Below are 25,314 nucleotides of genomic sequence, written 5' to 3' on the forward strand. Positions count from 1 at the left end.
AAGGGCTACTTGGATTAGTCGCGGTAGAACGTCTGCACCAGGTGGTAGCCGAACTTGCTCTTGATCGGCCCGTGCACCACGCGCAGGGGCTTCTTGAAGATCACCTGGTCGATGGCGCCGACCATCTGCCCCGGGCGGATTTCACCCAGGTCGCCGCCACGCTTGCCCGAAGGGCAGGTGGAGAACTTTTTTGCGAGCACGTCGAAAGCCTCGCCATTGGCGATGCGCTGCTTGAGCTTTTCGGCTTCGTCAGCGGTCTTGACCAGGATGTGGCGGGCTTGGGCTTTCATGGGGTACCTGTGCTTCTGGGGCGGAAAAAGTGGGCATTATGCCTCATAGTTTTGTGCTGAGGCGATTACGCGTCCCTTGTAGGAGCGGCCTTGTGTCGCGATGGGGCGCGAAGCGGCCCCGGCAACCTGTGCTGCGAAGCTGAAAACCTGGGGCCGCTTCGCGCCCCATCGCGACACAAGGCCGCTCCTACAGGGACGGTGACAAGGGTCAGGTTTGCAACTCCTCGCGATCCCGGAACTGCTCCAGCGCCTCGGGGTTGGCCAGGGCGTCGGTGTTCTTCACCGGCAAGCCATGCACCACATTGCGTATCGCCAACTCCACCAGCTTGCCGCTGATGGTACGCGGGATGTCATTGACCTGGGCGATCACCGCCGGTACATGACGGGGCGTGGTGTACTGGCGGATCACCTGGCGGATGTACTGGCGCAGGGCCTCATCCAGCTGCAGGCCGTCACGCAGGCGAACGAACAGCACCACCCGCACATCGCCTTGCCAGTCCTGGCCGATGGCCACGCTTTCCAGCACCTGCTCGACCTTTTCCACCTGGCGGTAGATCTCCGCCGTGCCAATGCGCACGCCACCGGGGTTGAGCACGGCATCGGAGCGGCCATGAATCACCAGCCCGCCGTCGGCACGCTGTTCGGCGTAGTCGCCCTGGGCCCACACCCCCGGGAACTGGCTGAAGTAGGCGTCGTGATAGCGGCTGCCGTCCGTGTCCTTCCAGAACCCCAGCGGCATGGACGGGAAGTTGCGCGTGCACACCAGCTCGCCTTTTTCGCCCAGCACCGGCTGGCCATGCTCGTTCCACACCTCCACCGCCATGCCCAGGCCCTTGCACTGGATCTCGCCACGGCGCACTGGAAGGGTCGGGTTGCCCAGCACGAAGCAAGAGACGATATCGGTACCGCCGGACATCGACGCCAGGCACAGGTCGGCCTTGATCTTGCGGTACACGTAGTCGTAGCTGTGTGGCGACAGTGGCGAGCCGGTGGACAGTAGCAGGCGCAAGCGCGCCAGGCGGTGGCTTGCCGCAGGCTCCAGGCCCGCCTGCTCCAGTGCCGCCAGGTACTTGGCGCTGGTACCGAAGGCCTGGATATCCTCGGCGTCGATCAGGTCCAGCAGCCGCTCGGGGCCGGGATGGAAGGGCGAGCCGTCATACAGCACCAGCGTGGCGCCCACCGCCAGGCCGCTGACCAGCCAGTTCCACATCATCCAGCCGCAGGTGGTGTAGTAGAACAGTACGTCATCGGCTTTCAGGTCATTGTGCAGGCCATGTTCCTTCAGGTGCTGCAACAACACGCCGCCAGCGCGGTGGACGATGCACTTGGGTACGCCGGTGGTGCCGCTGGAATACAGGATGTACAGCGGGTGATCGAAGGGCAGCGGGGTGAAGCGGGGCTCGCCGCCGGGCTGATAGAACTCGTCCCACAGGCTGACATTGGCGGCCTGGAATTCATCGACACGCGTTCCGCTGCGGGTGTGGGGTACCACGATCAACTGTTCCAGCCCGGGCAGCTGCGCGCACACCTGGTTGACCTTGTCCACCTGGTCGATGGCCTTGCCTGCGTACTGGTACCCGGCGCAGGCGATCAGCAGCTTGGGCTCGATCTGACCGAAGCGGTCGATGATGCCGTGCACGCCAAACTCGGGCGAGGAGCTGGACCACACCGCACCGAGGCTGGTGCAGGCAAGCATGGCGACCAGTGTCTGCCAGGTATTGGGCATGATGGCGGCTACGCGGTCGCCGGGGACGATGCCGGTGGCCTTCAAGGCTGTTTGCAGGCCGGCCACCTGGGCGGCCAGCTGGGCATGGGTGAACAGCTGACGCTGGCCGTCTTCGCGCACGGCGACCAGGGCCGGGCGGTCGTCACGGCGGCGCAGCAGGTGTTCGGCGAAGTTGAGGGTGGCGTTGGCGAACCACTGGGCATCGGGCATCTGCGGCCCTTCGCTGAGCACCTGGCTCGGCGGGGTATGCCAGTGAACGTGAAAATAGTCGGCAAGGGTTTGCCAGAAGGCAGGGCGCTGCTCGATGCTCCAGCGGTGCAGCGCCTGATAGTCGTCGAGTTGCAGGTTGTAGCGCAGGTTGACCCGGCGGCGGAAGGCATCCATCCGGCTGGCCTCGATCTGCGCCGTGGAGGGGCGCCAGAGCACATCGTTCATGCCGAACCTCCTGTTGCCTGCAAGGGCCCCATCGCCGGCAAGCCAGCTCCCACAGGAACCTCACAGGTCTTGAGTGCAGTGACCAACCTGTGGGAGCCGGCTTGCCGGCGATGAAGGCACCATCAAGGCCAAAGGCTTGCGTTTTACTCTACTTTAGCCTTTTGCACGTCCTGCGACGCGGTCCAGACGCGGTAGCGCACTTCGACGTCCTTGGGCACATACACCACCACCGGCAGCTTGCTGTTGTAGCGCAGCATGAAGCCTTCACCGACCACTGGCACGAAGGTCTCGGTCTTCTTGCCATCGGGGCAGGCCATCAGTGTGCTGGCCGGGCCGCTGACCTTGTCCAGGCGGTAGTAGCTGTAGCCCCAGCCTTCCAGGGTGCGTTCCTCCAGGCTGCCGCCCAGGCGCTGACGATTGCAGTCCACCTTCAGGGTCTTGCCGGCGAGGATTTCCAGTTGATAGGCCGACTCATCAGCCTGGGCCGGCAGGTGGATGACCTGCCGGGTGAAGCCTTTTTCCGCCTCGGGGTAGGGCGCGACGTCCTTCAGGCTGGCTGCCATCGCGGGTGCGGCGGCAGCCAGGGTCAGGGCCAGAATCGCGGTCATCGGGGTTGGGCGCATAGGGCCTCCTTGCAGATAAACGAATGCAAGACCGCCGCCAGGCCCAGGCCGCCCGTCACTGGGCCAACCAGCCACCATCGACGTTCCAGGCGGCACCGCGAACCTGGCTACCGGCCTCGCTGCACAGGAATAGTACCAGCTCACCCAGGTGCTCGGGGGTGACGAAGGCCAGCGATGGCTGTTTTTCTGCCAGCAGATCGTGCTGCGCTTGCAGCGGATCGCCACCGTTGGCGGCACGATCGTCGATCTGCTTTTGCACCAGCGGGGTCAACACCCAGCCAGGGCAAATGGCGTTGCAGGTGACGTTGCTGGTGGCGGTTTCCAGGCCCACCACCTTGGTCAGGCCGACCACGCCGTGCTTGGCCGCCACATAGGCCGCCTTGCCGGTAGAGCCGACCAGGCCGTGCACGGAAGCGATGTTGATGATGCGCCCCCAATTGCGCGTGCGCATGCCAGGCAGGGCCAGTCGCGTAGCGTGGAACACGGCCGACAGGTTGAGGGCGATGATCTTGTCCCAGCTTTCCAGCGGGAACTGTTCCACTGGCGCCACGTGCTGGATACCGGCGTTGTTGACCAGGATGTCGACGTCGCCGAACTCGCGCGCGGCCACGGCGAACAGCGCTTCGATCTGGGCCACGTCCGAGAGGTCGGCCGGGTGATGGACTACCTTCACCCCGTGCCGGGCGATCTCCGCCAGCGCCGGTGCAGGGTCGCCGAAGCCGTTGAGCACGATGTTGGCGCCTGCGCGGGCCAGCACCTGGGCAATGCCCAGGCCGATGCCGCTGGTGGAACCGGTGACGAGAGCGGTCTTGCCTTTGAGGGTCATGCAAAGCTCCTTAGACGATGCCGGTGGCGTAGAACGTGGCGATGACCACGAACACCGCCAGGGTCTTGATCAGGGTAATACCGAAAATGTCCTTGTAGGCCTCGCGGTGGGTCAGCCCGGTCACGGCCAGCAGGGTGATGACCGCACCGTTGTGCGGCAGGGTGTCCATGCCACCGCTGGCCATGGCGGCCACGCGGTGCAGTACTTCGAGCGGGATGTTGGCGGCATTGGCGGCGGCGATGAAGGTGTCGCCCATGGCCGCCAGGGCGATGCTCATGCCGCCCGAGGCAGAGCCGGTGATGCCGGCCAGCAAGGTCACGGTAATCGCTTCGTTGACCAGTGGGTTGGGGATGCCGCGCAGGGCGTCGGCCAATACCAGGAAGCCCGGCAGCGAGGCGATCACCGCGCCAAAGCCGTATTCCGAGGCGGTGTTCATGGCCGCCAGCAAGGCGCCGCCCACGGCGCTTTTGGTGCCTTCGGCCAGGCGGGTGCGGATGGCGCCGAAGGCACACACCAGCACCATCAGGATGCCCACCAGCAACGCCGCCTGCACTGCCCAGATGGCCGTGAGCTTGGCCACATCGCTTTGCACCGGTGCGCTCATGCCGGGCAGTTGCAGGCTGTGACTTGGGCCGTACCACTGCGGGATCCAGTGGGTGAACAGCAGGTTCATCACCCCCACCAGCAGCAGCGGCGACAGGGCCAGCCAAGGGTTGGGCAGCGCCAGGTCGGCTGCGGTTTCCGGTTCGTTACGCAAATCGCTGCCATAGCCTTCACCGGCGCGCTGGGCCTTGTTGCGCTGGCGCTGCAAGTAGGCCATGCCGGCGCAGAACACGAACAGTGTGCCGATCAGGCCCAGCCATGGCGCTGCCCAGGCGGTGGTGTTGAAGAAGGTGCTGGGGATGATGTTCTGGATCTGCGGGGTGCCGGGCAGGGCATCCATGGTGAACGAGAACGCGCCCAGGGCGATGGTTGCCGGGATCAGGCGCTTGGGGATATTGCTCTGGCGGAACATCTCGGCGGCGAACGGGTACACCGCGAACACCACCACGAACAGCGAAACGCCGCCATAGGTGAGCAGCGCGCAGACCAGCACGATCACCAGCATCGCCTGGCGGGTGCCGAGCACGCGGATGGCGGCGGCGACGATCGAGCGCGAGAAACCGGACAGCTCGATCAGCTTGCCGAACACGGCGCCCAGCAGGAACACCGGGAAGTAGAGCTTGATGAAGCCGACCATTTTCTCCATGAACACCCCGGTGAATGCGGGGGCCACGGCGGACGGGTCGGTGAGCAGTACCGCACCGAGGGCGGCGATGGGGGCGAAGAGGATTACGCTGTAGCCGCGGTAGGCAGCCAGCATCAGCAGGGCCAGAGCGGCTAGGGCGATGAGCACGGTCATCGGGTGGATCTCCTGGGTGAGTCTTGTTTTTATCGGTGAGCAGGAGATAGCGGGAATCGTGCCAGTTTTTAACTCATTGATTTATATGGGTATTTTGTTTTCCTCTGAATTTTTGTCTCTATCTTGAGATTTTGGGGCCGCTTTGCGGCCCATCGCGACACAAGGCCGCTCCTACATGTGCACCGCGATCTCCTGTAGGAGCGGCCTTGTGTCGCGATCGAGGGCAAAGCCCTCGCGACAGTCTCGAAATGGAAACAAAAGTCTCCACTCAGAGACCGAGCGCTACCATCTTCTTATACAGCGTTGACCGCCCCAGTCCTAACGCCGACGCAGCTTCCGGCACATTTCCCCCATGTTCGGCCAGTGCCCCAACAATCAGCTCGCGCTCAAATGCCTCACAGGCCTCACGGTAAGTCTGCCGCATAGGTTCACCCGCCACCGGGCTCAACGGCCCCAATGCCGCCCGAAGATCCGCCACCCCCAGCCGCGGCTGATCCGCCAGCAGCGTGGCCCGCTCCAGCACATTGCGCAGCTCGCGAATGTTCCCCGGCCATGCATGCCGCGCCAGTAGCTGCTGCGCTTCGGCCTCCAGCTCATACTGGCTGCCCAGTTCGCCCAGGATGGCCTCGCACAGCGCCGGCAGGTCCTCCAGCCGTTGCCGCAGTGGTGGCACCTCGATCGGCAGCACATTCAGCCGGTAATACAGATCGGCGCGGAATGCCCCGCGGGCGATGGCGGCCTGCAGGTCGATGGAAGTGGCGGCAATGATGCGCACATCACTGCGCAGCATCTGGTTCGAGCCTACCGGCTCGTATTCCTTTTCCTGCAACACCCGCAGCAGCTTGCTCTGCAGGGCCAGCGGCATGTCGCCGATCTCGTCGAGGAACAGCGTGCCGCCTTCGGCCAGTTGCAGCTTGCCGCTGCGGCCCTTGCGGTCGGCGCCGGTAAAGGCGCCGGGGGCGGTACCGAAGAATTCGGCTTCCAGCAGCGTCTCGGGGATCGCCGCACTGTTGATGCTGACAAACGCCTTGTGCGCCCGCGCCGACGCCGCATGGATGGCATGGGCCAGCAGTTCCTTGCCGGTGCCGGTTTCGCCCAGCAGCAACACCGGCGAATCACTGCTTGCGCCACGCCGGGCGCGGCGCTTGGCCTCCAGGCTGGCGGCGCTGCTGCCGACGAACTGGGCGAAGCTGTACTTGGCCTGGCGGGCGCGCAATTGCGAGCGGGTCGAGGCCAGTTCCTGCTGCATGCTGGAGTAGCGTTTGAGCAGGGGTGACAGGCTGCGCAACTCATCGAACAGGGCAAAGCCGATGGCACCGATTAGCGCGCCCTGGTCGTCGTGGATGGGCAGGCGCATAACCACCAGCGGCTCGTTCGGGGTGTCGAGCATGTCCAGCAGGATTGGCCGGCCATTATTCACCACCTCGCGCATCAGGCTGCCTGGGATCACCGCCTCGCACGGTTGGCCGATGGCGCTGGCGGCGTCGGCCAGGCCAAAGCGCCGGGCGTAGCGCTCGTTCATCCAGACGATGCGCGCCTGGCGGTCGACGATTACCGTGCCTTCGCTGGACTGTTCGATGATTTCGAACAGCGAGCGGATCGCCAGTTGTCGTACCTGGGGGTAGTCCTTGAGGCTGTCGCTGTCGTGCATGGGTAGAAATCCTGAAATCTGTGTAAGCAGGGCTGGCCTCTTCGCGGGTAAACCCGCTCCTACAGGGTCACCACAAACCTTGAGGCGGGTTTACCCGCGAATGGGCCAGACCTGAAAACCTATCCCCTGGGGTCGAACGCCTCGCGCAAGGCATCCCCGATAAACACCAGCAGCGACAGGATCACCGCCAGCGCAAAGAACGCGGTAAAGCCCAGCCACGGCGCCTCCAGGTGCTGTTTGCCCTGGGTCACCAGCTCTCCCAGCGAAGCGCTCCCGGCCGGCATGCCGAACCCGAGAAAATCCAGTGCAGTCAGGGTGGTGATCGCCCCGGTCAGCATGAACGGCACATAGGTCAGCGTCGCGTTCATGGCATTGGGCAGGATGTGCCGCAGCATTACCTGGCTGTCTGGCAACCCCAACGCTCGGGCGGCCTTGACGTACTCCAGGTTGCGACCGCGCAGGAACTCTGCGCGCACCACGTCGACCAGGGTCAGCCAGGAGAACAGCGCCATGATCCCCAGCAGCCACCAGAAGTCCGGCTCGACGAACCCGCTGAGGATGATCAGCAGGTACAGCACCGGCAACCCCGACCACACCTCCAGCAGGCGCTGGCCGACCAGGTCGACCCAACCACCGTGGTAGCCCTGCAGGGCTCCGGCCGCCACCCCGATCAGCACGCTGACCACGGTCAGGGCGAAGGCGAACAGCAAGGATACCCGCGTGCCATACAGCACCCTGGCCAGCACGTCGCGGCCCTGGTCGTCGGTACCCAGCCAGTTGCTCGCGCTTGGCGGGCTGGGCGTGGGCACTTGCAGGTCGTAGTTTGGGGTATCGGCGCTGAACGGGATGGGGGCGAACAGCATCCAGCCACCTTGCTGCTCGATCAACTGGCGTACATAGGCGCTGCGGTAGTCTGGCTGGAACGGCAGCTGGCCGCCGAACTGCTGCTCGGTGTAACGCTTGAGCGCCGGCACGTACAGGTCGCCCTTGTAGCCCAGCAGCAGCGGTTTGTCGTTGGCCACCAGCTCGGCGCACAGGCTCAGCAGCAAAAGGGCGGTGAACAGCCACAGCGAAACCCAGCCCAGGCGGTTACGGCGAAAGCGTTGCAGGCGGCGACGCGAAATCGGCGAAAGCATCAGCGCGCCCTCGTGTCGAAGTCGATACGCGGGTCGAGCAGGGTGTACGACAGGTCACCGATCAGGCGGATCAGCAGGCCCGCCAGGGTGAAGATGAACAGCGTGCCGAACACCACCGGGTAATCGCGCGACACGGCCGCTTCGTAACTCATGCGGCCAAGGCCATCGAGCGAGAAGATCACCTCGATCAGCAACGAGCCGGCGAAAAACACCGTGATCAACGCCTGCGGCAACCCCGCCACCACCAACAGCATGGCATTGCGCAGCACGTGGCCATACAGCACCCGGCGTTCGCTCAGGCCCTTGGCGCGGGCGGTAACCACGTATTGCCGGGAAATCTCGTCGAGGAAGGCGTTCTTGGTCAGCAGCGTCAGGGTGGCGAAGCCGCCGATCACCAGGGCGCCGACCGGCAGCACCAGGTGCCAGAAGTAGTCGGCGACCTTGCCCAGCAGGCTGAGCTCGTCGAAGTTGTCCGAGACCAGGCCGCGCACCGGGAACCAGCTCAGCGAGGTGCCGCCGGCGAACAGCACGATCAGCAACAGGGCGAACAGGAACGAGGGCAGGGCATAGCCGACCACGATCAGTGCACTGCTCCAGGCATCGAAGCGGCTGCCATGGCGCACCGCCTTGCGGATGCCCAGCGGGATCGACACCAGGTAGGTGATCAGCGTGGCCCAGAAGCCCAGCGACAGGGTTACCGGCAACTTGTCGAGGATCAGGTCGGTGACCTTGGCGCCGCGGAAGAAGCTGTTGCCGAAGTCCAGCCGGGCGTACTGGCCCAGCATCAGCCACAGGCGCTCGGGGGCGGACTTGTCGAAGCCGTACTGGCGTTTGATCTCCTCGATCAGTTTCGGGTCCAGGCCACGGGTGGCACGTGACTCGCCGTGCACCACCTCGGCCCGGGCACCGGGAGCGCCACCGCCGATACCTTGCAGGCGTGCCACTGCCTGCTCCACCGGGCCTCCCGGTGCGGCCTGGACGATCAGGAAGTTGACCAGCAGGATCGCCAGCAGGGTCGGGACGATCAGCAGCAGGCGGCGCAGTATGTAGGTGGTCATGGCGAGGATTTCCGGCGTTCGGCCATTTGTGCGTTGGTCAGCGCGGCAGGGCTGACTTCCCACCAGGTGTCCAGGCCTTCGTCATAGGCAGCCTGGACCTTGGGCAGGCCGAAGCGGTTCCACCAGACAGTGGAACTGCCCGGTGGGTAGTAGTTGGGGATCCAGTAGTAGTTCCATTGCAGCACCCGGTCCAGGGCATGGGCGTGGTACAGCATGTCGGCCTGGGTGTCGGCGCGCACCAGGCCGTCGATCAGGCGGTCCACGGCAGGGTCCTGCAGCACCATCAGGTTGTTCGACCCAGGGTCGTGGGCCGCTGCCGAGCCGAAATAGTTGTACAGCTCGGCGCCAGGCGACAGGGTGACCGGGTAGCCGGTGACGATCATGTCGTAGTCACGTGCCATCAGGCGGTTGACGTACTGGGCCGAATCGACGTTGCGGATGTCCAGGGTCACGCCAATCTGGGCCAGGTTGCGCTTCCACGGGAGCAGCAGGCGCTCCATGCCTGCCTGGCCGTTGAGGAAGGTGAACGCCAACGGCGTGCCCTGGCTGTTCACCAGGCGGTCGCCTTCGGGGCGCCAGCCGGCTTGTTCGAGCAGCGCCAGTGCCTGCAGCTGCTGCTTGCGGATTATCCCCGAACCATCGGTGACCGGGGCGGTGAACACGGTGCTGAAGACTTCGTCCGGCACCTTGCCGCGCAATGGTTCGAGCAGTTTCAACTCGCCGGCATCCGGCAGTTGGCGGGCGGCCAGCGGGGTATTGGAGAACACGCTCTGCTGGCGGATGTACATGTTGCGCATCATCTGCCGGTTGCTCCACTCGTAGTCCCACAGCATGCCCAGCGCCTGGCGCACGCGACGGTCCTTGAACTGCGGCCGGTCGAGGTTGAACACAAAGCCTTGGGCCACTTGCGGTTTGGCCGGGCCCAGGTGGGCGCGCTGCAGGCGGCCGTCGTCCAGTTGCGCGCCGTTGTAGCCCAGGGTGTAGGCGGTGGCGGAGAATTCGCGGTTGTAGTCGTAGCCGCCGCCTTTGAGCACCTGCCGCGCCACTTCGGTATCACCGAAGTACTCGATGCGCAGCTTGTCGAAATTGTAGCGGCCACGGCTGACCGGCAGATCGCGCGCCCACCAGTTGGCATCGCGCTGGAAGGTGATGCTGCGGCCGTTGTCGATGCGCCCGATACGGTACGGCCCGCTGCCGACCGGCTTGTCGAAGCCGGCGCCGTTGGCAAAATCGCGCTGCTGCCAGTCGTGTTCGGGCAGAACCGGCAGGCTGGCGAGGTCCAGTGGCAGGGTGCGGCCGTGGTCAGGCTTGAAGTCGAAGCGCACGCTGTGTGGGCTTTCCACCACGACGGTGGCAACATCGGCGAACTGGGTGCGATACCTCAGGCTGCCCTTGCTCATCAGCAGCTCGAAGGTAAAGCGTACGTCCTCGGCGCGCACCGGCTTGCCGTCGGCGAAGGTGGCACGCGGGTCGATCTCGAACCGCAGCCAGGCATCCTCCGGGCCGCGCTCCATGCGCCGGGCGATCAGGCCGTAGACGGTGTAGGGTTCATCGAACGAGCGCACGGCCAGTGGCGCGTACAGCAGGCCATCGACCTCGCTGACACCGATGCCTTTGTCGATGTACGGCAGGATATGGTCGAACTGGCCAATCTCGATGGCCGAGCGGCGCAGGATGCCGCCTTTGGGGGCGTCGGGGTTGACGTAGTCGAAATGCTGGAAGCTGGCGCTGTAACGGGGGGCTTCGCCGTAGACGGTGAGGGCGTGGGTGGAGGCGGCGTGGGCGTTGAAAGCCAGGCAAAGCAGGAACAGGCACCACAATCTCTGTGGGAGCGGCGGTGCGCCGCTGCGACGTGCCCGCGAATGCGTCAGATCAGGCAGCCTCGTTGTACGGGCTGACGCATTCGCGGGCATGCCCGCTCCCACAGGGGATCTCATCACCTGAACAGGTGAATCAGTCCTGGCGGCTGGTCACTTCCAGCAGGTGGTAGCCGAACTGGGTCTTCACCGGGCCTTGCACGGTATTGATCGGGGCGCTGAACACCACGGTGTCGAACTCCTTGACCATCTGGCCCGGGCCGAACGAGCCCAGGTCACCGCCCTGGCGGCTGGACGGGCAGGTGGAGTTGGCTTTGGCGATTTCAGCGAAGTCGGCGCCTGCTTCGATCTGGGCTTTCAGTTCGTTGCATTTATCGATGCTGCTGACCAGGATGTGGCGGGCGGTTGCACGGGCCATGGGTACTGCTCCTTGGGGTAAAAAAGGCAAGCCTAGCGCACTTGTCCAGGGTATGTCTCGCCAGGCTTGCGTCCCGCTGCCTAGAGTTTTTGTGCCGCCTCGCGCAACAGGGTTTCGGTCGAGGCCCAACCCAGGCAACCGTCGGTGATCGACACGCCGTATTTCAGCGCGCCCTTGCCCAGCGCCTGGCAGCCGTCGAACAGGTGCCCTTCGATCATCACGCCGACGATCGAGCGGTCGCCGGCCAGGCGCTGCGCCAGCACATCGTTGAAAACCGCCGGCTGACGCGCCGGGTCCTTGCCGCTGTTAGCATGGCTGCAATCGACCATGATCCGCGCCTGCAACCCGGCCTTGGCCAGCGCCTGGCGGGCCATGGCGATGCTGTTGGCGTCGAAGTTCGGGCCCTTGTGGCCGCCGCGCAGCACCAGGTGGGTGTCCGGGTTGCCCAAGGTCTCGATGATGGCCGGGTAGCCCTGCGCATCCATGCCGAAGTGGCGGTGCGAGTGGGCGGCACTGCGCATGGCGTCGCTGGCGATGGCGATGCCGCCGTCGGTGCCGTTCTTGAAACCGACCGGTAGCTCCAGGCCACTGACCATTTCGCGGTGGATCTGCGACTCGGTGGTGCGCGCGCCAATCGCGGCCCAGGCCAGAAGGTCATCGAAGTAGCCGGCGGCCATTGGCTGCAGCAGTTCGGTGGCAACCGGCAGGCCGCGTTCGATCATGTTCAGCATCAGCCCGCGGGACAGGGCGATGCCGGCGTGCATGTCGTCGCTGCCATCGAGGTGCGGGTCGTAGGCCAGGCCCTTCCAGCCGACCGTGGTGCGGGGTTTTTCGACGTAGGCGCGCATCACCAGCAGCAGCTTGTCGTCGACTTCGCGGCTGAGGGCGGCCAGGCGGTCGGCGTATTCCAGGGCCGAGCGCGGGTCGTGGATCGAGCACGGGCCAACGATCACCAGCAGGCGCTGGTCGCGGCCTTCGAGGATGTCGCGGATGGCCTGGCGGTGGGCATGGACTTGCTGGGTAAGTTCGCTGGACAGCGGCATTTGCTGCTTGAGCAGGTGCGGGCTGGGCAGGCGCTGGCTGACGGTGGTGTTGGCTGCTTGCGGCTGGGTCAGGGCGAGGCTGGAAGCGTGCATGGCGTTTTTTCCCTGGGCGGACGGCGGATTCTGGCCCGCGTCGTCGGCCCTATCGAGGTGTTCGACAAATCGTTGAATTCGTATTGGCTGCTGCATTGCCACCTGTGGAAGACCGAACGGAGGCGGCAGGCTGGCCCGAACGGGATTGGCTAAATCGCCAGGCGTAGGTGTTTGCGTAGTAATAAGTGGCGTAGTTCATGAATCTGTCCTCAATGTGAATCGGTGTTGTTCAAAGGCCTGAAAAGCAAAACCCCCGGTCGGGGAGCCGACCGGGGGTTTGAGTATTCTCATGTTCGGCGGCCCCTCGAAGGTGGGCGCCGTGTGGGTATCGGCGCCTAGTGGCTAAACCAATACCCAAAGTAATAGCTGGCAGGTGCGACGCAGCCGGCAACGGCCAGCACAGGGCGCAGGGTGCGACCGGTGTGGTTGGCGTGGTTGCGGGTGTGTTTCGGCATGTTGCTCTCCAGTGAATGAGCCCGAGCTTACTTCAGTTCGGCCGGGCCATTCAATGGATAAATGCTATGGGGGTGATCAATTGTTTTTGTACCGCCCGGTTCAATGGCCATAGCGCCCGACCAGGCTCTGCGCCCCTAGCGCGTGGCCTTGCAGCAGTTGCAGCAGGCCGCTGCGGTCCAGGCCTTCGGGCAGGGTACCCAGTGGCAGGTCGGTGGCGATCAGCGTCAGCGCGTAGTGGTGCGGGTTGTCGCCGGCGGGTGGGCAGGGGCCGCGGTAGCTGAGCGTGCCCCGCGAGTTGCGCCCCACGGTCACGCCTTGCCCGGTCAGCCCGGCGACGCCTTCCTTCAGCCCATCCTGGGCCGGGTCGATGTTGTAGGCGATCCAGTGGACCACGCCAATACCCTTGCCGCCGTCCGGATCGAACATGATCAGTGCCAGCGACTGAGTGCCTGCGGGGAGGTTGTCCCAGCTCAGTTGCGGGGTGCGCTCTTCGCCAGCACCACAGGCCGGGTCCGGGCCAACCTGCTGCAAGGCGATCACGCCGCCATCGGTGAACGACGATGAGCTGATCGACAGCGCGCCCTGGCTGCCAGCGACGGCCAAAGCGCTGCAAGGCAGCAGGGCGGCGAGCAGCCAGGGTTTGAGGTTCATGGTGAATCCTTGGCAGGGCGTTCCGGCGCAGTGTAGCCCAGGCCGGCCTCAATGGCTGTCCTGGTCCTCGGCGGTGCCACCGGTGTGCCCGGCGCCGGAGCCGGTTGCTTCGCCGGTGCTGTTCGAGCCGCCAGCGGCGCCGTCGGCGGCATCGCTGTTGCTGCCAGTGTCGCTGCTGTCATTGGTTTTGCTGCTGCCTGGGCTGTTGACGCTGCTGTCTTCACCGGCGGTCTTGCCACCGTACTGGTCGGTTTGCGGGCGGCTGTCGGTATCTGTGTCGGTGGCTGCGAAGCTGGTGCCAGTGACGCTGACCAGGGCGAGGGCAAGGCACAGTGAAAGTGGGCGAATGCGGATCATGGAACCTCTCCTTTACGGATGATCTGTCATTCGTTGGGCTGGGGGTGGGGAGTGGGGTGCCGTCTGGGCGACGGATGGTCATTGTTGCGGGCTGCTGTGCAGCCCGCTCAATTGCAAGGGGGCCGCGCAGGCCCCGAGGAAGGCGATCAGCGGCAGTTGCCCGCCTTGCGATAACCCGCCGCCTGCGCCTCACCCTCTGTGGCGAAGGTGACCTGGTTCTTCGCGGTAACCTGGGTATAGCCCGGGCAACCAACGGAAAGGTGATAGACATGGCTGTTGCGGTTGCCAAGCACCGCTCCCACCGACCCGGCACTGGCCAGGCTCGGCTTGGATTCGGGCTTGGCGGCCTTTTCCGGCACCGCTTGCACCACGCCACTGCCGACCGGCTTGTAGTTGGCGGTCCATTTGCGTTCCCCGGTCACGAAGGGGTTGGCATGCCCCATGATCGCGGCAATGCGCCGGTCACGCTCTTTCTCCCAGGCCGATACCGGGTGCTGTTTGTCCCAGGCCATCAGCAACTGCTGCTGTTGGCGCGACATGCTCAGCTTGTAACGGTCGTACATGTAGAAGGTGGTGCGGGCGACCAGGCCTTTCACTTCGTCGCGTGGTTCGGCAGCACGCTGCACGAAGTCCACCTTGGTGGTGCACTGCCCGTATTGCCCTGCATTGCCAGCAACCATGCCGTAGTTGAAATTGCTGCGATCACCGTTTACCTCGCCCACTGCCGGGTACAGGTTGAACAGGTCGGCCTCCATGGCGCGGAACACCGGGTCGTCATCCACGCAATGCTCGCGGCCGCCATTCTTCCAGCATTGGCGCTGGTTGCCGAAGGTGTAGGCCGGCACGATGTGTTCCCATTCGGTGCGTTCGGCGCGGTTCTGCTGCTTGCGGGTCTGGTAGCCGCACGAGGCGGCATCGATACGCCCGCCAGACTTGCCCACCCAAGCCCATTTGCAACCGCAGTACAGGTCGCCCATGGCACTGCTGGCCTGGTCCATGTACACCTTCTGCTTGGCCACCACCTTGGCCTCGGTGAAGGTCGCCGGCGGGCTGGCCAGGGCAGGGAGGGTGAAGGAAAACAGTAAGGATACGGCGTAAAGCAGTGATTTCATGGGAAAACATATTTCAGGTTGGGGCATGCATTGTAATCATTTCCTTGGGGCTGGCCAGCTCGCTGATCCACACCAGTGGGCGGCGCGGGTCGTCGCTGCCCATGAAAATTTCAGGCATTGTGCGGTCTCTGTGGGAGCTGGCTTGCCGGCGATGGGCTGCATGGCAGCCCCGTTCACGCTATCTGTCAGGCCTCAACCTTAGTGCCCACCCTTCATCCGCCGTGCCACCAGGTAGATCCCCAGCCCGACCAGCGCCGTAGCCGCGCCGATGTACCCGGTGCTGGTCCAGCCCATACCTGCGGTAATCGCCATGCCACCCAGCCACGGCCCCAGCGCATTGGCCAGGTTGAACGCCGCATGGTTGGACGCCGCCGCTAGGCTTGGCGCTTCATGGGCAATGTCCATCAGGCGGATCTGCAACGGCGCCGCCAGGGCAATCATGGTGCCGACCAGGCCAATGCCCAGCAGCAGGCTCCACAGCGCCTGGGCGGCAAAGCTGAAGAACAGCAGCACGGCAATCGACCACACCAGCACCAGCCCGACGGCGCGGAACTGCAGGCGGTCGAACAGCTTGCCACCGGCGATGTTGCCGACGATGCCGCCGACGCCGAATGCCGCCAGGCCGAATGGAATCCACTGCGGCGACACCTGGGTCACCTGCAACATGGTCGGCGCCAGGTAGCTGAACACACAGAACATGCCGGCAAAGCCGATCGAGGCGATGCCCAGCGCCATCCACACTTGCGGCAGGGTGAAGGCTTGCAGTTCCTTGCGCGGGTCGCTGCGCACTTCATCGTGGCGCTGGGGCACGAAGCGCCAGACCAGGGCGATGGTGCACAGGGCGATCACGCCGACCAGCACGAACGCCGAGCGCCAGCCGAAGTACTGGCCCAGCAAGGTGGCAACCGGGTTGCCGAGCAACATGGCCACGGTCAGCCCCATCATCACCCGGGCCACGGCCCCCGCACGCTGGTCCTTGGCCACCATGCTCGATGCCACTACCGCCGCGATGCCGAAGTAGGCACCGTGGGGCAGGCCGCTGATGAAGCGGAAGGCGACCAGGCCGCCGAACGAGGGGGCGAATGCGGTAGCCAGGTTGCCAAGGGCATACAGCGCCATCAACAACAGCAGCATGTGCTTGCGCAACAGCCGGGCACCGATGATCGCCAGTGTCGGGGCGCCAACCATCACCCCCAGCGCATAGGCGCTGATGGCATGGCCCACCTGGGGCTCGCTCAATTGCAGATTGCTGGCGATATCGGGCATCAGCCCCATGATGGCGAACTCGCCGGTGCCAATGGCAAAGCTGCCCAGTGCCATGGCAGCTTCCATCTTCGCGACGGTACTTTTGCTAGAGAGAGGGGGTAATTCCTGAACTGACATCTGGATCCTTGTTGAAACATGCTGAAACGTTCAAGGCGGGATCATAGTCAATCCGTGCTGGTGACGTCGAGGAAGCTGGCCAGCTTCCTGAACCTGCGGCATAAGCAGCACCTGTGGGAGCGGGCATGCCCGCGAAGAATCCAGCGCGGAGGATGGCACCGGCTGCGCCGGTGTTCGCGGGCACGCCCGCTCCCACAGCAGATCTGCGTAATGACTGTGGCAGCGGAGCAGGGTGGAGTCAGCGCTCCAGGTAATGAGTCTGCGCGGCAAAATCGATGAAGCGCTTGCTGGCCAGCGACAGGTATTCCCCCGAGCGCCAGCACAAGCGGAAGCTCATCTGCTGCGCTGGCTGGAACGGTACGCCGACGATGCCCGGTGTGCGCTGTTGCACCGAGCGCAGCAGGGTCGCCACGCCCATGTTGTCCAGCGCGGCCTGTACCACCAGCGATACGAAGTTGCTTTGCAGCGCTACCCGGTAGGTGATGCCATGTTCGGCAAAGAACGCATCCAGCAGGTGACGTTGCACGAAGGTGCGGTCGAACACCACCATGTCGGTATTGCGCAGGTCCTCGGCTGTGAGGAAGGCCTTGCCAGCATAGGGATGGTCAGGGTGCATGCACGCCAGCATCTCATCGCTGCCCAAGAGGATCGATTCCTTGTCGGGCGGCACGCGCCGGGACTCCAGCAGCGCCAGGTCGATTTCCCGTTGTTCCAGGCGATGGCCAATGTCCTCGGCACTGCCTTCGAACACGGTCATGCCAATACCCGGGTACAGCTGGCGGAAGGCGTTCATCAGGCCGGGTACATAGTGCAGGCCGAACATCGGCGGGATTCCCAGGCGCACTTCGCCGCGCTTCAGGTCGGCCATGTCACGCAGTTCTTGCCGCGCCACATCCATTTCGCGAAGGGCCGATGCGATACGTGGCAGGAAGCGTTCGCCCTCGGCTGTCAGGATGACTTTGCGCGTGGTGCGGTTGAACAGAGTGACGCCCAGTTCTTCTTCCAGGCGGGTAACGGCCATGCTAAGTGCCGGCTGGGCGATATGCAGGTGCTGCGCGGCTTTGGTGAAGCTGCCTTGGCGCACGATCTCGACGCAGCAGCGCAATGCCTTGAGGTTCATTGAGGGGGGGTACCGTTCATAACAAACTGTGATGCCAAGCATCATAACAATATATTTATTATTATTAACCAGAGGGCCTACGATGCGCGCCACTGAGACATCCTGCAACATCTCAGTCACGCAGCTTAATAAATCTGCAATCCCACAAAGATTTTGAGGTAGTACCCCAAATGGCCAAGGCCGCCGATGTCGTTGTGCAATGCCTGGAAAACGAAGGTGTCGAGTATGTGTTCGGCATTCCTGGTGAGGAAAACCTCGACCTGCTCGAATCCCTGCGCAAGTCGAAGATCAAGCTGGTACTTACCCGTCACGAGCAGTCCGCAGGTTTCATGGCTGCCACCTATGGTCGCCTGACCGGCAAGACCGGCGTCAGCCTGTCGACCCTCGGCCCTGGCGCCACCAACCTGGTCACCGCCAGCGCCTACGCCTACCTGGGCGGCATGCCGATGATGATGATCACCGGCCAGAAGCCGATCAAGAAGTCCAAGCAGGGCCGTTTCCAGATCATCGATGTGTGCGGCATGATGGACCCCATCACCAAGTACACCCACCAGTTCGCCTCCGCCGACAACATCCCTTCGCGCATGCGCGAAGCCTTCCGCCTGGCCGAAGAAGAAAAGCCGGGTGCCGTGCACCTGGAACTGCCGGAAGACATTGCCGCCGAGCAGACCGACGCACTGCCGATCCCGCCAAGCCTGCACCGCCGCCCGTTGGCCGAGCACGTGGCGATCGACGCAGCCGTACAAAAGCTGCTGAACGCCCGTAACCCGATCCTGGTGATCGGCGCCGGTGCCAACCGCAAGATGACCGCCAAGGTCCTCAAGCAGCTGATCGACAAGACTGGCATCCCGTTCATCACCACCCAGATGGGTAAAGGTGTGGTCGACGAGCGCCACCCGCGCTTCCTGGGCAACGCCGCACTGTCGTCGGGTGACTTCGTGCACCGCGCCGTCGAAGCCGCCGACCTGATCGTCAACATCGGCCACGACGTGATCGAGAAGCCGCCGTTCTTCATGGTCCGTGGCGGCACCGAGGTCATCCACATCAACTTCCGCTCCGCCGAAGTCGATGCCGTGTACTTCCCGCAGGTTGAAGTGATCGGCGACATCGCCAACGCCGTATGGCAGATCAGCGAAGCGCTGAACGACACTTCGCACTGGGACTTCACCCGCCTGATGGCGATCCGTGAAGCCAACGAAGCACAGATCGCCGAAGGTGCTGACGACAACCGCTTCCCGGTCTACCCGCAGCGCATGGTCGCCGACATCCGTCGCGTGCTGCCGTCCGAAGGTATCGTTGCCCTGGACAACGGCATCTACAAGATCTGGTTCGCTCGTAACTACAAGGCGCACAAGCCGAACACCGTGCTGTTGGACAACGCCCTGGCAACCATGGGAGCCGGCCTGCCATCGGCCATGGCCGCGCACCTGGTGCACCCGGACCGCCCGGTGATCTCGGTTTGTGGCGACGGCGGCTTCATGATGAACAGCCAGGAGCTGGAAACTGCGGTACGCCTGGGCATGCACATCACCGTGGTGATCCTGCGTGACGACGGCTACGGCATGATCCGCTGGAAGCAGGCGAACATGGGCTTCACCGATTTTGGCCTGGACTACGGCAACCCGGACTTCGTCAAGTACGCCGAAGCCTACGGTGCCAACGGCCACCGCGTGGAAAGCGCCGAAGGCCTGCTGCCGCTGCTCGAGCACTGCATCAAGACCCCGGGCGTGCACGTGATCGACTGCCCGGTCGATTACAGCGAGAACGACCGCATCCTCAACAGCGAGCTCCGTGAGCGCGCGCTGGCCGTGTAAGGCCTGACAGGATCGGCGCCACCTCAAGGCGGGCGCCGAACCTGTGTAGGAGCGGCCTTGTGTCGCGATGGGCCGCAAAGCGGCCCCCCGGATTTCAGCATCAACGCAACAATCGCCGGGGCTGCCATGCAGCCCATCGCGACGCTAGGCCGCTACTACACGGCTAGCTACCTGCCTCAGAATCCGCAACCGCAAACACCGGCGCCGCCGGTGCCATCCAGAGCATCGCTCAAAGCGCCGTATCGACCAGAGTGGACAGCTCAGGCTTCCTCGAAGTGCATCTCCGGGGGCTTGCGCTTGAAACCACGGGTAATCACCGTCAGGTAGAGCACGCCGAGGCAGAGCCAGCCTGCCCCCAGGTAGATCGCCAGGTGATCAAGACTTGCCATCAGCCACAACGTGGATGCAAAGCCCACCAGGGGGAACGCGAGATACATCAGTAGCGCGTTCGCACCACGCTGCTGCATGGCGACCCAGTAGTGGAAGATCACCGCCAGGTTGACCAGGCTGAAGGCGAGGAATGCACCGAAGTTGATGAACGAGGTGGAGGTCGTCACGTCCATGCGCAAGGCAAGCAGGGCGACCACCCCGCACAGGATGATGCTGGGCACCGGCGTGCTGAAGCGTTCGCTCAACCTTCCGAAGAATGACCTGGGCAGCACTCCGTCACGCCCCATCGCATACAGCAGCCGGGAGGCGCTGGCCTGTGCCGACAGGCCAGAAGTGAACTGGCCGACGATCAGCCCCAGCAGGAAGATGCTGACGAAGATGTCGCCACCGATGTTCTGGGCGATTTCATAAGCCGCCGCGTCGGCGTTGGCAAAGTCGGTGGACGGGTGAGCGAGCTGAACGAAGTAGCTGCAGGCGATGAACAGCCCGCCACCGATCAGGGTGATCAGCAGGATGGCTTTCGGGATGTTCTTGCGTGGTTCCTTGGTTTCTTCGGTCAGGGTGCTGACCGCGTCGAAGCCCAGGAATGAATAGCAGGCAATCGCCGCACCGCTCATGATCAGCGGCAACTGGGTGCCTTCCTTGTAGAACGGCTCGAGTGTCCACAGCGGTACCGTGGGGTCGCCCCAGACATAGTGCACCGCCAGTGCAACGAACGCCGCCAGCACCAGCAGCTGAATGAACATCAACAGGCCATTGACGGTCTTGGCCAGCCGCAGGCCGATCACATTGATCGTTGTGGTGATGCCGATGAATGCCAACACCCAAATGGCTTGTGGCACGCCCGGGAACGCCGAGTGCAGATAGGCCGCGCCAATGAGCCAGATCGCCATGGGCAGGAACAGGTAGTCGAGCAACACCGCCCAACCGGTGATGAAGCCCAGCTGCGGGCTGATCGATTTGCGCACGTAGGTATAGGCGGACCCGGCGACCGGGAAGGCGCGCGCCATGTGGCCGTAGCTCAAGGCGGTAAAGAGCATGGCGATGGCTGCAGCGAGGTAGGCTGCGGGTACCTTTCCTCCCGTCGTCTCGGCCAGGATGCCGAATGTGCCCAGGACGATGATGGGGGTCATGTAGGCGATGCCGAAAAGCACCACCGAGCCCAGCGAAAGCGTTCGCTTGAGTGTGGCCATTACTGCTTGCTCCAGCTTGTGATTGTTATTCAGAGTCGAACACGCTGCCGTCCCTGGCGGCCTTGCATTCCAGTAATAGAGCCTGGAAGGGTGGAATTTTCAGGAGGGGATGATCAGTTCGCGAAGGCCGTTGGCGTGCTCGACCTGTTCACCCGGCAGCTGGATGCGGCGCTGGGCGATGTAGGTGTAATCGCGCCGTGACTGCTGCAGTTGGTCCATGGCCAGCTCGACGGTTATCCGGCACTCGCCACGGCCGGCTTCGCACAGCAACTGGCCGTACGGGTCGACGACGGCACTGCCGCCGGCGAAGACCAGGCCGCCATCACCATCACCCACGCGGTTGACCATGACCGCGAAGGCCTGGTTTTCCATGGCGCGTGCGGTGATGGCGGTTCTGTGGGTGGGCCCGTACGGGTCCATGTTGCCGTTGGTGACGATGATCAGTTCTGCGCCCAGCTGCCCCAGGGCACGGGCGGTTTCCGGGAACTCGATGTCGAAGCAGATCAGCAGGCCGACACGGATGCCTTTGAACAGGGCTGTCGCAAAACGGTCGCCAGGGGTGAAAACCCCGCAGTCCGATGCCCAAAGGTGGGTCTTGCGATAGGTGAGCGCTACGCCTTCAGGCGTGACCAGCACGGTGGTGTTGTAGAAACGACCGTCGTCTGCGGCTTCGGCCATCCCGACGACCACGGCAACATTCTGCGCTTGTGCGGCCTGTTGGACTGCCGTGATGCTCGGGCCATCCAGTGGCTCGGCGATGCGGCCGATATTTTCTTCGGTTGGGAAGCCCATCAGCTGGGTTTCCGGAAAGACCAGCAGATCGGTATCGGCGCCGCAGTTGCCGATCGCCTTGATGGTGCGCTGCAGGTTGTACGCGGTATCGCCATCGCGACCGGCCAGTTGGACAAGCTCTACCTTCATTTCCAATCCTCGACTAACAGCTTCGACCGCCACGCCGTGGCGACATGGGGTGTAAAAAACGATCCCGGTACAGGTTCGCTCAGCGTAAGCTAGCCCGGATTATGGGGTGGTCATCATGGCGGGGGGTATTACGCCCACGTGGTAACCCAACAGGGGTAGAGGATGAATTTTACGCTGCACGACATCGCCTGGCACCGATCGGTAGGCCAATTGATCGAAACCCTTGACAAGGACCACTTCTGGACAGCCTTGGTGCGGTTGCTGAACGAGTACGTTGCCTGCGACAGCTGGGTTGCGCTGCTGTTTTCCGCAGGGCGCCCGCAGGTGTTCGCCGAGTGCCCCAGTGCAGACGGCAACCCTGACCCGCTGTTCCAGGACTACCTGAAGGGCTTGTACCTGCTGGACCCTTTCTACGTGGCCAGCCGAGAGGCTGCGGTGTCCGGCCTGGTGCGCCTGGCGGATGTGGCCCCTGAGTGTTTCGAGCAGACGGACTACTACCAGCGCTATTTCCGGCTTACGTGGTTGCCGATGAAATTCAGTTCAACGTGCAGCTGGATGCGCAGCGCACGCTGTGCCTGTCGTTGGGTAGCAAGCGCCGGTTCAGCATCGAACAGGTCACCCTGCTGGAACTGTTGCGGCCATGGGTCACTGCGCTGATGCGCCAGCGGATGACGTTCGAGCGGGAGTTGCTGGAAGAGGCCACCAAACCTGCACCGCACTGGCAAAGCCGCATGGAGGACAGGGTCGAGCAGATGGAGTCGCCGCTGACCGGGCGTGAGCTGGAGGTGGGGCGGCTGATGCTGAGCGGGTGTTCCAGCAAAGAAATTGCGCGCAAGCTTGAAATCTCGGTGGAGACAGTGAAAGTGCACCGCAAGCATATGTACAGCAAGTTGGGTATCAAATCGCAGTCGGAGCTTTTTTCGCTGTTTCTTCAGGCCCAGCTGGGTTGATTCCGGCCAACTGCATGTCCCCTCAGATGGGACTGCACATGACTTGTTGCCTTGGCAGGGATTCTGTGGGAGCGGGTTTACCCGCGAACACCGGCATAGCCGGTGCCATCCACCGCGTCGCCTGCTTCGCGGGCATGCCCGCTCCCACAAGGACCGTGCTGGCACCCAGGCCTGCGCTGCATCTTCAGATTCGACTGGTAATGAAAAAATGACCCGCCCGCTGTTTGTTTCCATCGATGGGCCCAAGGGCACCGGCAAGACCACGCTTCTGGAGGCGGTTACCAAGGCCTTGCGGGCTGACAACAAGAAAGTGATCCGGCTTTGCGAGAAAAAAAGCGACCCCTACCGGGGGGAAACCATGGCCCTTGTCAATCAACTGGTCAGAAACCCCTCCCGGGACCTGGAATTGAGGGTATGCGAGCGCTTCGCCGAAAGCCGTGCCTGGATTTCACGACACGTGCTGCCCAGGCAGCCAGTAGACAGCATCATCCTGATCGATCGCTGGTACCCGTCTGATGCCGCATTTCGCCGCAGCGTGGCGTTCGACGAAATCCTGCGCCTGAACCTCGAGCGAAATGTGCAAGTGCCCGATTTGCATGTCGGCGTTGTCACGGCCCCTGATACCTCATGGGCAAGGGCCGCGGCACGAACGCGCGGATTGGGCAGTACGGTGATCCATAGCCTGGACGAGCAGGTTGCCTGTACCGAGGCGTTCGAGCGTGCGGTTGCGGAACACGGCTGGGTATTGTGCCGTAATGAAGGGGCCATCGAGGATGCAACGCGGCAGATAGTGGCCGAGATCGATGGCGTGCTTCGACCACGTCATCGACCGCAGTGCGATCAGTGCTGAAACAACAGCAAGTACTGGTTACTGCTTCATGGGCATATCCATCATCGACGACTGCTGATCCATCATCTTCATCATCATGTCCATCATTCCGTCGCCCATACCCATGCCACCCTTGGGTCCCGACATTCCCATGCCCGAACCCATGCAGCCCGCAGCATGTTGCTGGTGCAGCATGGCCATGCTCTCCTTCATTGTCTTCATGCCCTCGCGCATGGCGGCCTGGCGCTCGGCAGGGGTCTTCGCGGCTGCGGCTTTGTCATGAGCAACCTGCATCTTGTGCATTTGCTCGCTCATCGCCTTGTGCATGGGCGACTCGGAAGTTGTACTGGCGGCTGGGGCGCTGGTGGAGGCGTCGCCAGCCTGATTTTTGGCTTCGGCATGCGCCATGAGTGCACTACCGGCCAGAACAACAGCAAGAACCAACTTCAATTGCGTTTGCATGGCGAACTCCACTTTTATGGATATATACGACGTGCCTCAAGGCCGTGGTATGCCTGGATGATTGCAGTCTAGGCGGCCATCTGGTCGCGAATTTGACCTGCATCAAACAAGTGCAGCTTCATGCACTTTGAATAGGCTGGCTAATCTCATTGAAATTGTCGGCATAGGGGTCGTGTTATTCTTCAACTTTCTTACTGAACCGTTAATTGTTCTCTTGTTCCTGTTCCGGGAGAAATACGATGGCAATTGATTGGCTGGCCTTTACACCATGGTCCGCGCTGGCTGGTGGGGTGTTGATCGGGCTGGGGGCTGGGCTGTTCGCGGTGGTGAATGGCCGTATTGCAGGAATCAGTGGTTTGCTCGGTTCGATGCTGCAGCCAGGCGGGGAAGGGCGCAGAGAAAAGCTTGCCTTTCTTTTGGGGCTGCTGGCAGCCCCGTTGCTTTGGGGGATATTTGCCACGCTGCCGTCAGCCCGTTTCACCACGGCTTCCTGGACACTCATCGCGGCGGGCCTTCTGGTAGGGCTGGGGACGCGCTATGGCAGCGGTTGTACCAGCGGCCACGGCGTCTGTGGCCTGTCGCGCCTGTCACCCCGTTCGGCGGTGGCAACGCTGTGCTTCATGGCTACCGGTTTTGCCACGGTGTATGTGGTCCGCCATCTCGTACAAGGGGCCTGAAATGCCGGTGTTCAGTGGTTTCATCGCCGGGCTGCTGTTCGGCGTGGGGTTGTTGCTGGCAGGCATGGCCGACCCCGCCAAGGTGCTCGGCTTTCTCGACATCGCAGGGCAATGGGACCCTTCGCTGGCGCTAGTGATGATCGGGGCGATTGCCGCAGCATGGATACCGATGCGCTGGGCGAGCGGTCATCCAACGGCCCTGCTGGGTGGGGCGATGCAATTGCCTGGCCGACGTGATGTGGACCGCCGCCTTATCGGCGGCAGCCTGGTATTCGGCATTGGCTGGGGGCTTGCGGGCATCTGCCCGGGGCCGGCCCTGGTGCTGCTGCCTGCAGGGTACTGGCAGGCCTGGCTGTTCGTCGCTGCGATGCTGGTTGGCATGGGGTTGTTCCAGTGGCTTGAGGCGCGTCGTGGTAGCTGACATCCAGCTTTCCAGGCCAGCCCGCTGTATGTACGCACCTTGGTGGATGCTGCATCATGC

At 63.4% G+C, this 25,314-nt stretch carries 23 protein-coding genes and 1 pseudogene; 5 read left to right on the plus strand and 19 right to left on the minus strand.

All coding sequences use genetic code 11. The features are described from left to right. Positions 1–14: 14 nt before the first annotated feature. From AC2T3R_RS12740 to AC2T3R_RS12815, 16 genes are all read right to left on the minus strand, one after another. Positions 15–290 carry a peptidylprolyl isomerase gene (locus AC2T3R_RS12740; RefSeq protein WP_013972552.1) on the minus strand — a complete coding sequence of 92 codons (276 nt, stop codon included), beginning with the start codon at positions 288–290 and terminating at the stop codon, positions 15–17. A 208-nt stretch (positions 291–498) separates the two neighbouring features. Continuing rightward, positions 499–2,451, minus strand: a complete 1,953-nt coding sequence (locus AC2T3R_RS12745; RefSeq protein ID WP_486745235.1) for an acetoacetate--CoA ligase — start codon at positions 2,449–2,451, stop codon at positions 499–501. 143 nt (positions 2,452–2,594) lie between these two features. Continuing rightward, the gene (eco, locus tag AC2T3R_RS12750; protein ID WP_486745236.1) at positions 2,595–3,074 is read right to left on the minus strand and encodes a serine protease inhibitor ecotin; all 480 of its coding nucleotides are present in this window, start codon (positions 3,072–3,074) and stop codon (positions 2,595–2,597) included. 55 nt (positions 3,075–3,129) lie between these two features. Further along, on the minus strand, positions 3,130–3,900 hold the full coding sequence (gene hbdH / locus AC2T3R_RS12755; protein ID WP_023660865.1) for a 3-hydroxybutyrate dehydrogenase: 771 nt from the start codon (positions 3,898–3,900) through the stop codon (positions 3,130–3,132). A gap of 10 nt (positions 3,901–3,910) precedes the next feature. Further along, complete coding sequence (locus AC2T3R_RS12760) at positions 3,911–5,302, minus strand: GntP family permease (protein WP_023660864.1); 1,392 nt, start codon at positions 5,300–5,302, stop codon at positions 3,911–3,913. A gap of 268 nt (positions 5,303–5,570) precedes the next feature. Further along, the gene (locus AC2T3R_RS12765) at positions 5,571–6,953 is read right to left on the minus strand and encodes a sigma-54 interaction domain-containing protein (protein ID WP_015270254.1); all 1,383 of its coding nucleotides are present in this window, start codon (positions 6,951–6,953) and stop codon (positions 5,571–5,573) included. Positions 6,954–7,072: 119 nt separating this feature from the next. Next, a complete protein-coding gene (locus AC2T3R_RS12770; protein WP_367069660.1) occupies positions 7,073–8,089 on the minus strand; it encodes an ABC transporter permease in 1,017 nt (338 codons plus the stop codon). After that, positions 8,089–9,147, minus strand: a complete 1,059-nt coding sequence (locus AC2T3R_RS12775; RefSeq protein ID WP_123084157.1) for a microcin C ABC transporter permease YejB — start codon at positions 9,145–9,147, stop codon at positions 8,089–8,091. Before AC2T3R_RS12775 ends, AC2T3R_RS12770 begins: the two co-directional genes overlap by 1 nt. Next, a complete protein-coding gene (locus tag AC2T3R_RS12780) occupies positions 9,144–11,087 on the minus strand; it encodes an extracellular solute-binding protein (protein ID WP_486745237.1) in 1,944 nt (647 codons plus the stop codon). Before AC2T3R_RS12780 ends, AC2T3R_RS12775 begins: the two co-directional genes overlap by 4 nt. Positions 11,088–11,100: 13 nt before the next feature. Then, positions 11,101–11,382 (minus strand): peptidylprolyl isomerase, encoded by a 282-nt coding sequence (locus AC2T3R_RS12785; RefSeq protein ID WP_015270259.1) that lies wholly within the window; start codon positions 11,380–11,382, stop codon positions 11,101–11,103. 80 nt (positions 11,383–11,462) lie between these two features. Further along, positions 11,463–12,518, minus strand: a complete 1,056-nt coding sequence (locus tag AC2T3R_RS12790; RefSeq protein ID WP_486745238.1) for a 3-deoxy-7-phosphoheptulonate synthase — start codon at positions 12,516–12,518, stop codon at positions 11,463–11,465. A 555-nt stretch (positions 12,519–13,073) separates the two neighbouring features. Further along, positions 13,074–13,625: a YbhB/YbcL family Raf kinase inhibitor-like protein gene (locus tag AC2T3R_RS12795; protein WP_013972562.1), complete on the minus strand. Its 552-nt coding sequence runs from the start codon at positions 13,623–13,625 to the stop codon at positions 13,074–13,076. A 48-nt stretch (positions 13,626–13,673) separates the two neighbouring features. Continuing rightward, positions 13,674–13,982, minus strand: a complete 309-nt coding sequence (locus AC2T3R_RS12800; RefSeq protein WP_410952453.1) for a hypothetical protein — start codon at positions 13,980–13,982, stop codon at positions 13,674–13,676. Between the two features lie 146 nt (positions 13,983–14,128). Continuing rightward, on the minus strand, positions 14,129–15,094 hold the full coding sequence (locus AC2T3R_RS12805; RefSeq protein ID WP_023660860.1) for an endonuclease: 966 nt from the start codon (positions 15,092–15,094) through the stop codon (positions 14,129–14,131). Between the two features lie 198 nt (positions 15,095–15,292). Beyond that, positions 15,293–16,477 (minus strand): MFS transporter, encoded by a 1,185-nt coding sequence (locus AC2T3R_RS12810; protein WP_043935602.1) that lies wholly within the window; start codon positions 16,475–16,477, stop codon positions 15,293–15,295. 238 nt (positions 16,478–16,715) lie between these two features. Next, positions 16,716–17,597 carry a LysR family transcriptional regulator gene (locus AC2T3R_RS12815; protein WP_013972566.1) on the minus strand — a complete coding sequence of 294 codons (882 nt, stop codon included), beginning with the start codon at positions 17,595–17,597 and terminating at the stop codon, positions 16,716–16,718. Between the two features lie 170 nt (positions 17,598–17,767). Between AC2T3R_RS12815 and AC2T3R_RS12820 the strand changes: the two genes are divergently transcribed. Further along, positions 17,768–19,411 carry an acetolactate synthase large subunit gene (locus tag AC2T3R_RS12820; RefSeq protein WP_013972567.1) on the plus strand — a complete coding sequence of 548 codons (1,644 nt, stop codon included), beginning with the start codon at positions 17,768–17,770 and terminating at the stop codon, positions 19,409–19,411. A 260-nt stretch (positions 19,412–19,671) separates the two neighbouring features. Here the strand turns inward: AC2T3R_RS12820 and AC2T3R_RS12825 are convergent, their stop codons facing one another. Together AC2T3R_RS12825 and AC2T3R_RS12830 are read right to left on the minus strand one after the other, a co-directional pair. Then, positions 19,672–20,994, minus strand: a complete 1,323-nt coding sequence (locus tag AC2T3R_RS12825; protein ID WP_486745239.1) for an APC family permease — start codon at positions 20,992–20,994, stop codon at positions 19,672–19,674. Positions 20,995–21,093: 99 nt separating this feature from the next. Next, positions 21,094–21,915: a carbon-nitrogen hydrolase family protein gene (locus tag AC2T3R_RS12830; RefSeq protein ID WP_015270267.1), complete on the minus strand. Its 822-nt coding sequence runs from the start codon at positions 21,913–21,915 to the stop codon at positions 21,094–21,096. Positions 21,916–22,077: 162 nt separating this feature from the next. Between AC2T3R_RS12830 and AC2T3R_RS12835 the strand changes: the two are divergent. Next, positions 22,078–22,865 (plus strand): annotated as a pseudogene (locus AC2T3R_RS12835) (helix-turn-helix transcriptional regulator). Positions 22,866–23,073: 208 nt separating this feature from the next. Beyond that, positions 23,074–23,715, plus strand: coding sequence for a dTMP kinase (locus AC2T3R_RS12840; RefSeq protein ID WP_410952450.1), 642 nt, complete (start codon positions 23,074–23,076; stop codon positions 23,713–23,715). 18 nt (positions 23,716–23,733) lie between these two features. Here the strand turns inward: AC2T3R_RS12840 and AC2T3R_RS12845 are convergent, their stop codons facing one another. Beyond that, on the minus strand, positions 23,734–24,156 hold the full coding sequence (locus tag AC2T3R_RS12845; RefSeq protein ID WP_410952449.1) for a hypothetical protein: 423 nt from the start codon (positions 24,154–24,156) through the stop codon (positions 23,734–23,736). Between the two features lie 239 nt (positions 24,157–24,395). Here AC2T3R_RS12845 and AC2T3R_RS12850 point away from each other — a divergent pair, with 239 nt between their 5' ends. Next, a complete protein-coding gene (locus AC2T3R_RS12850; protein WP_486745240.1) occupies positions 24,396–24,833 on the plus strand; it encodes a YeeE/YedE family protein in 438 nt (145 codons plus the stop codon). Position 24,834: 1 nt separating this feature from the next. Beyond that, positions 24,835–25,254, plus strand: coding sequence for a DUF6691 family protein (locus AC2T3R_RS12855; RefSeq protein WP_024087109.1), 420 nt, complete (start codon positions 24,835–24,837; stop codon positions 25,252–25,254). Positions 25,255–25,314: the final 60 nt, after the last annotated feature.

The sequence above is a fragment of the Pseudomonas sp. PVC-5-1 genome, assembly GCF_057444345.1.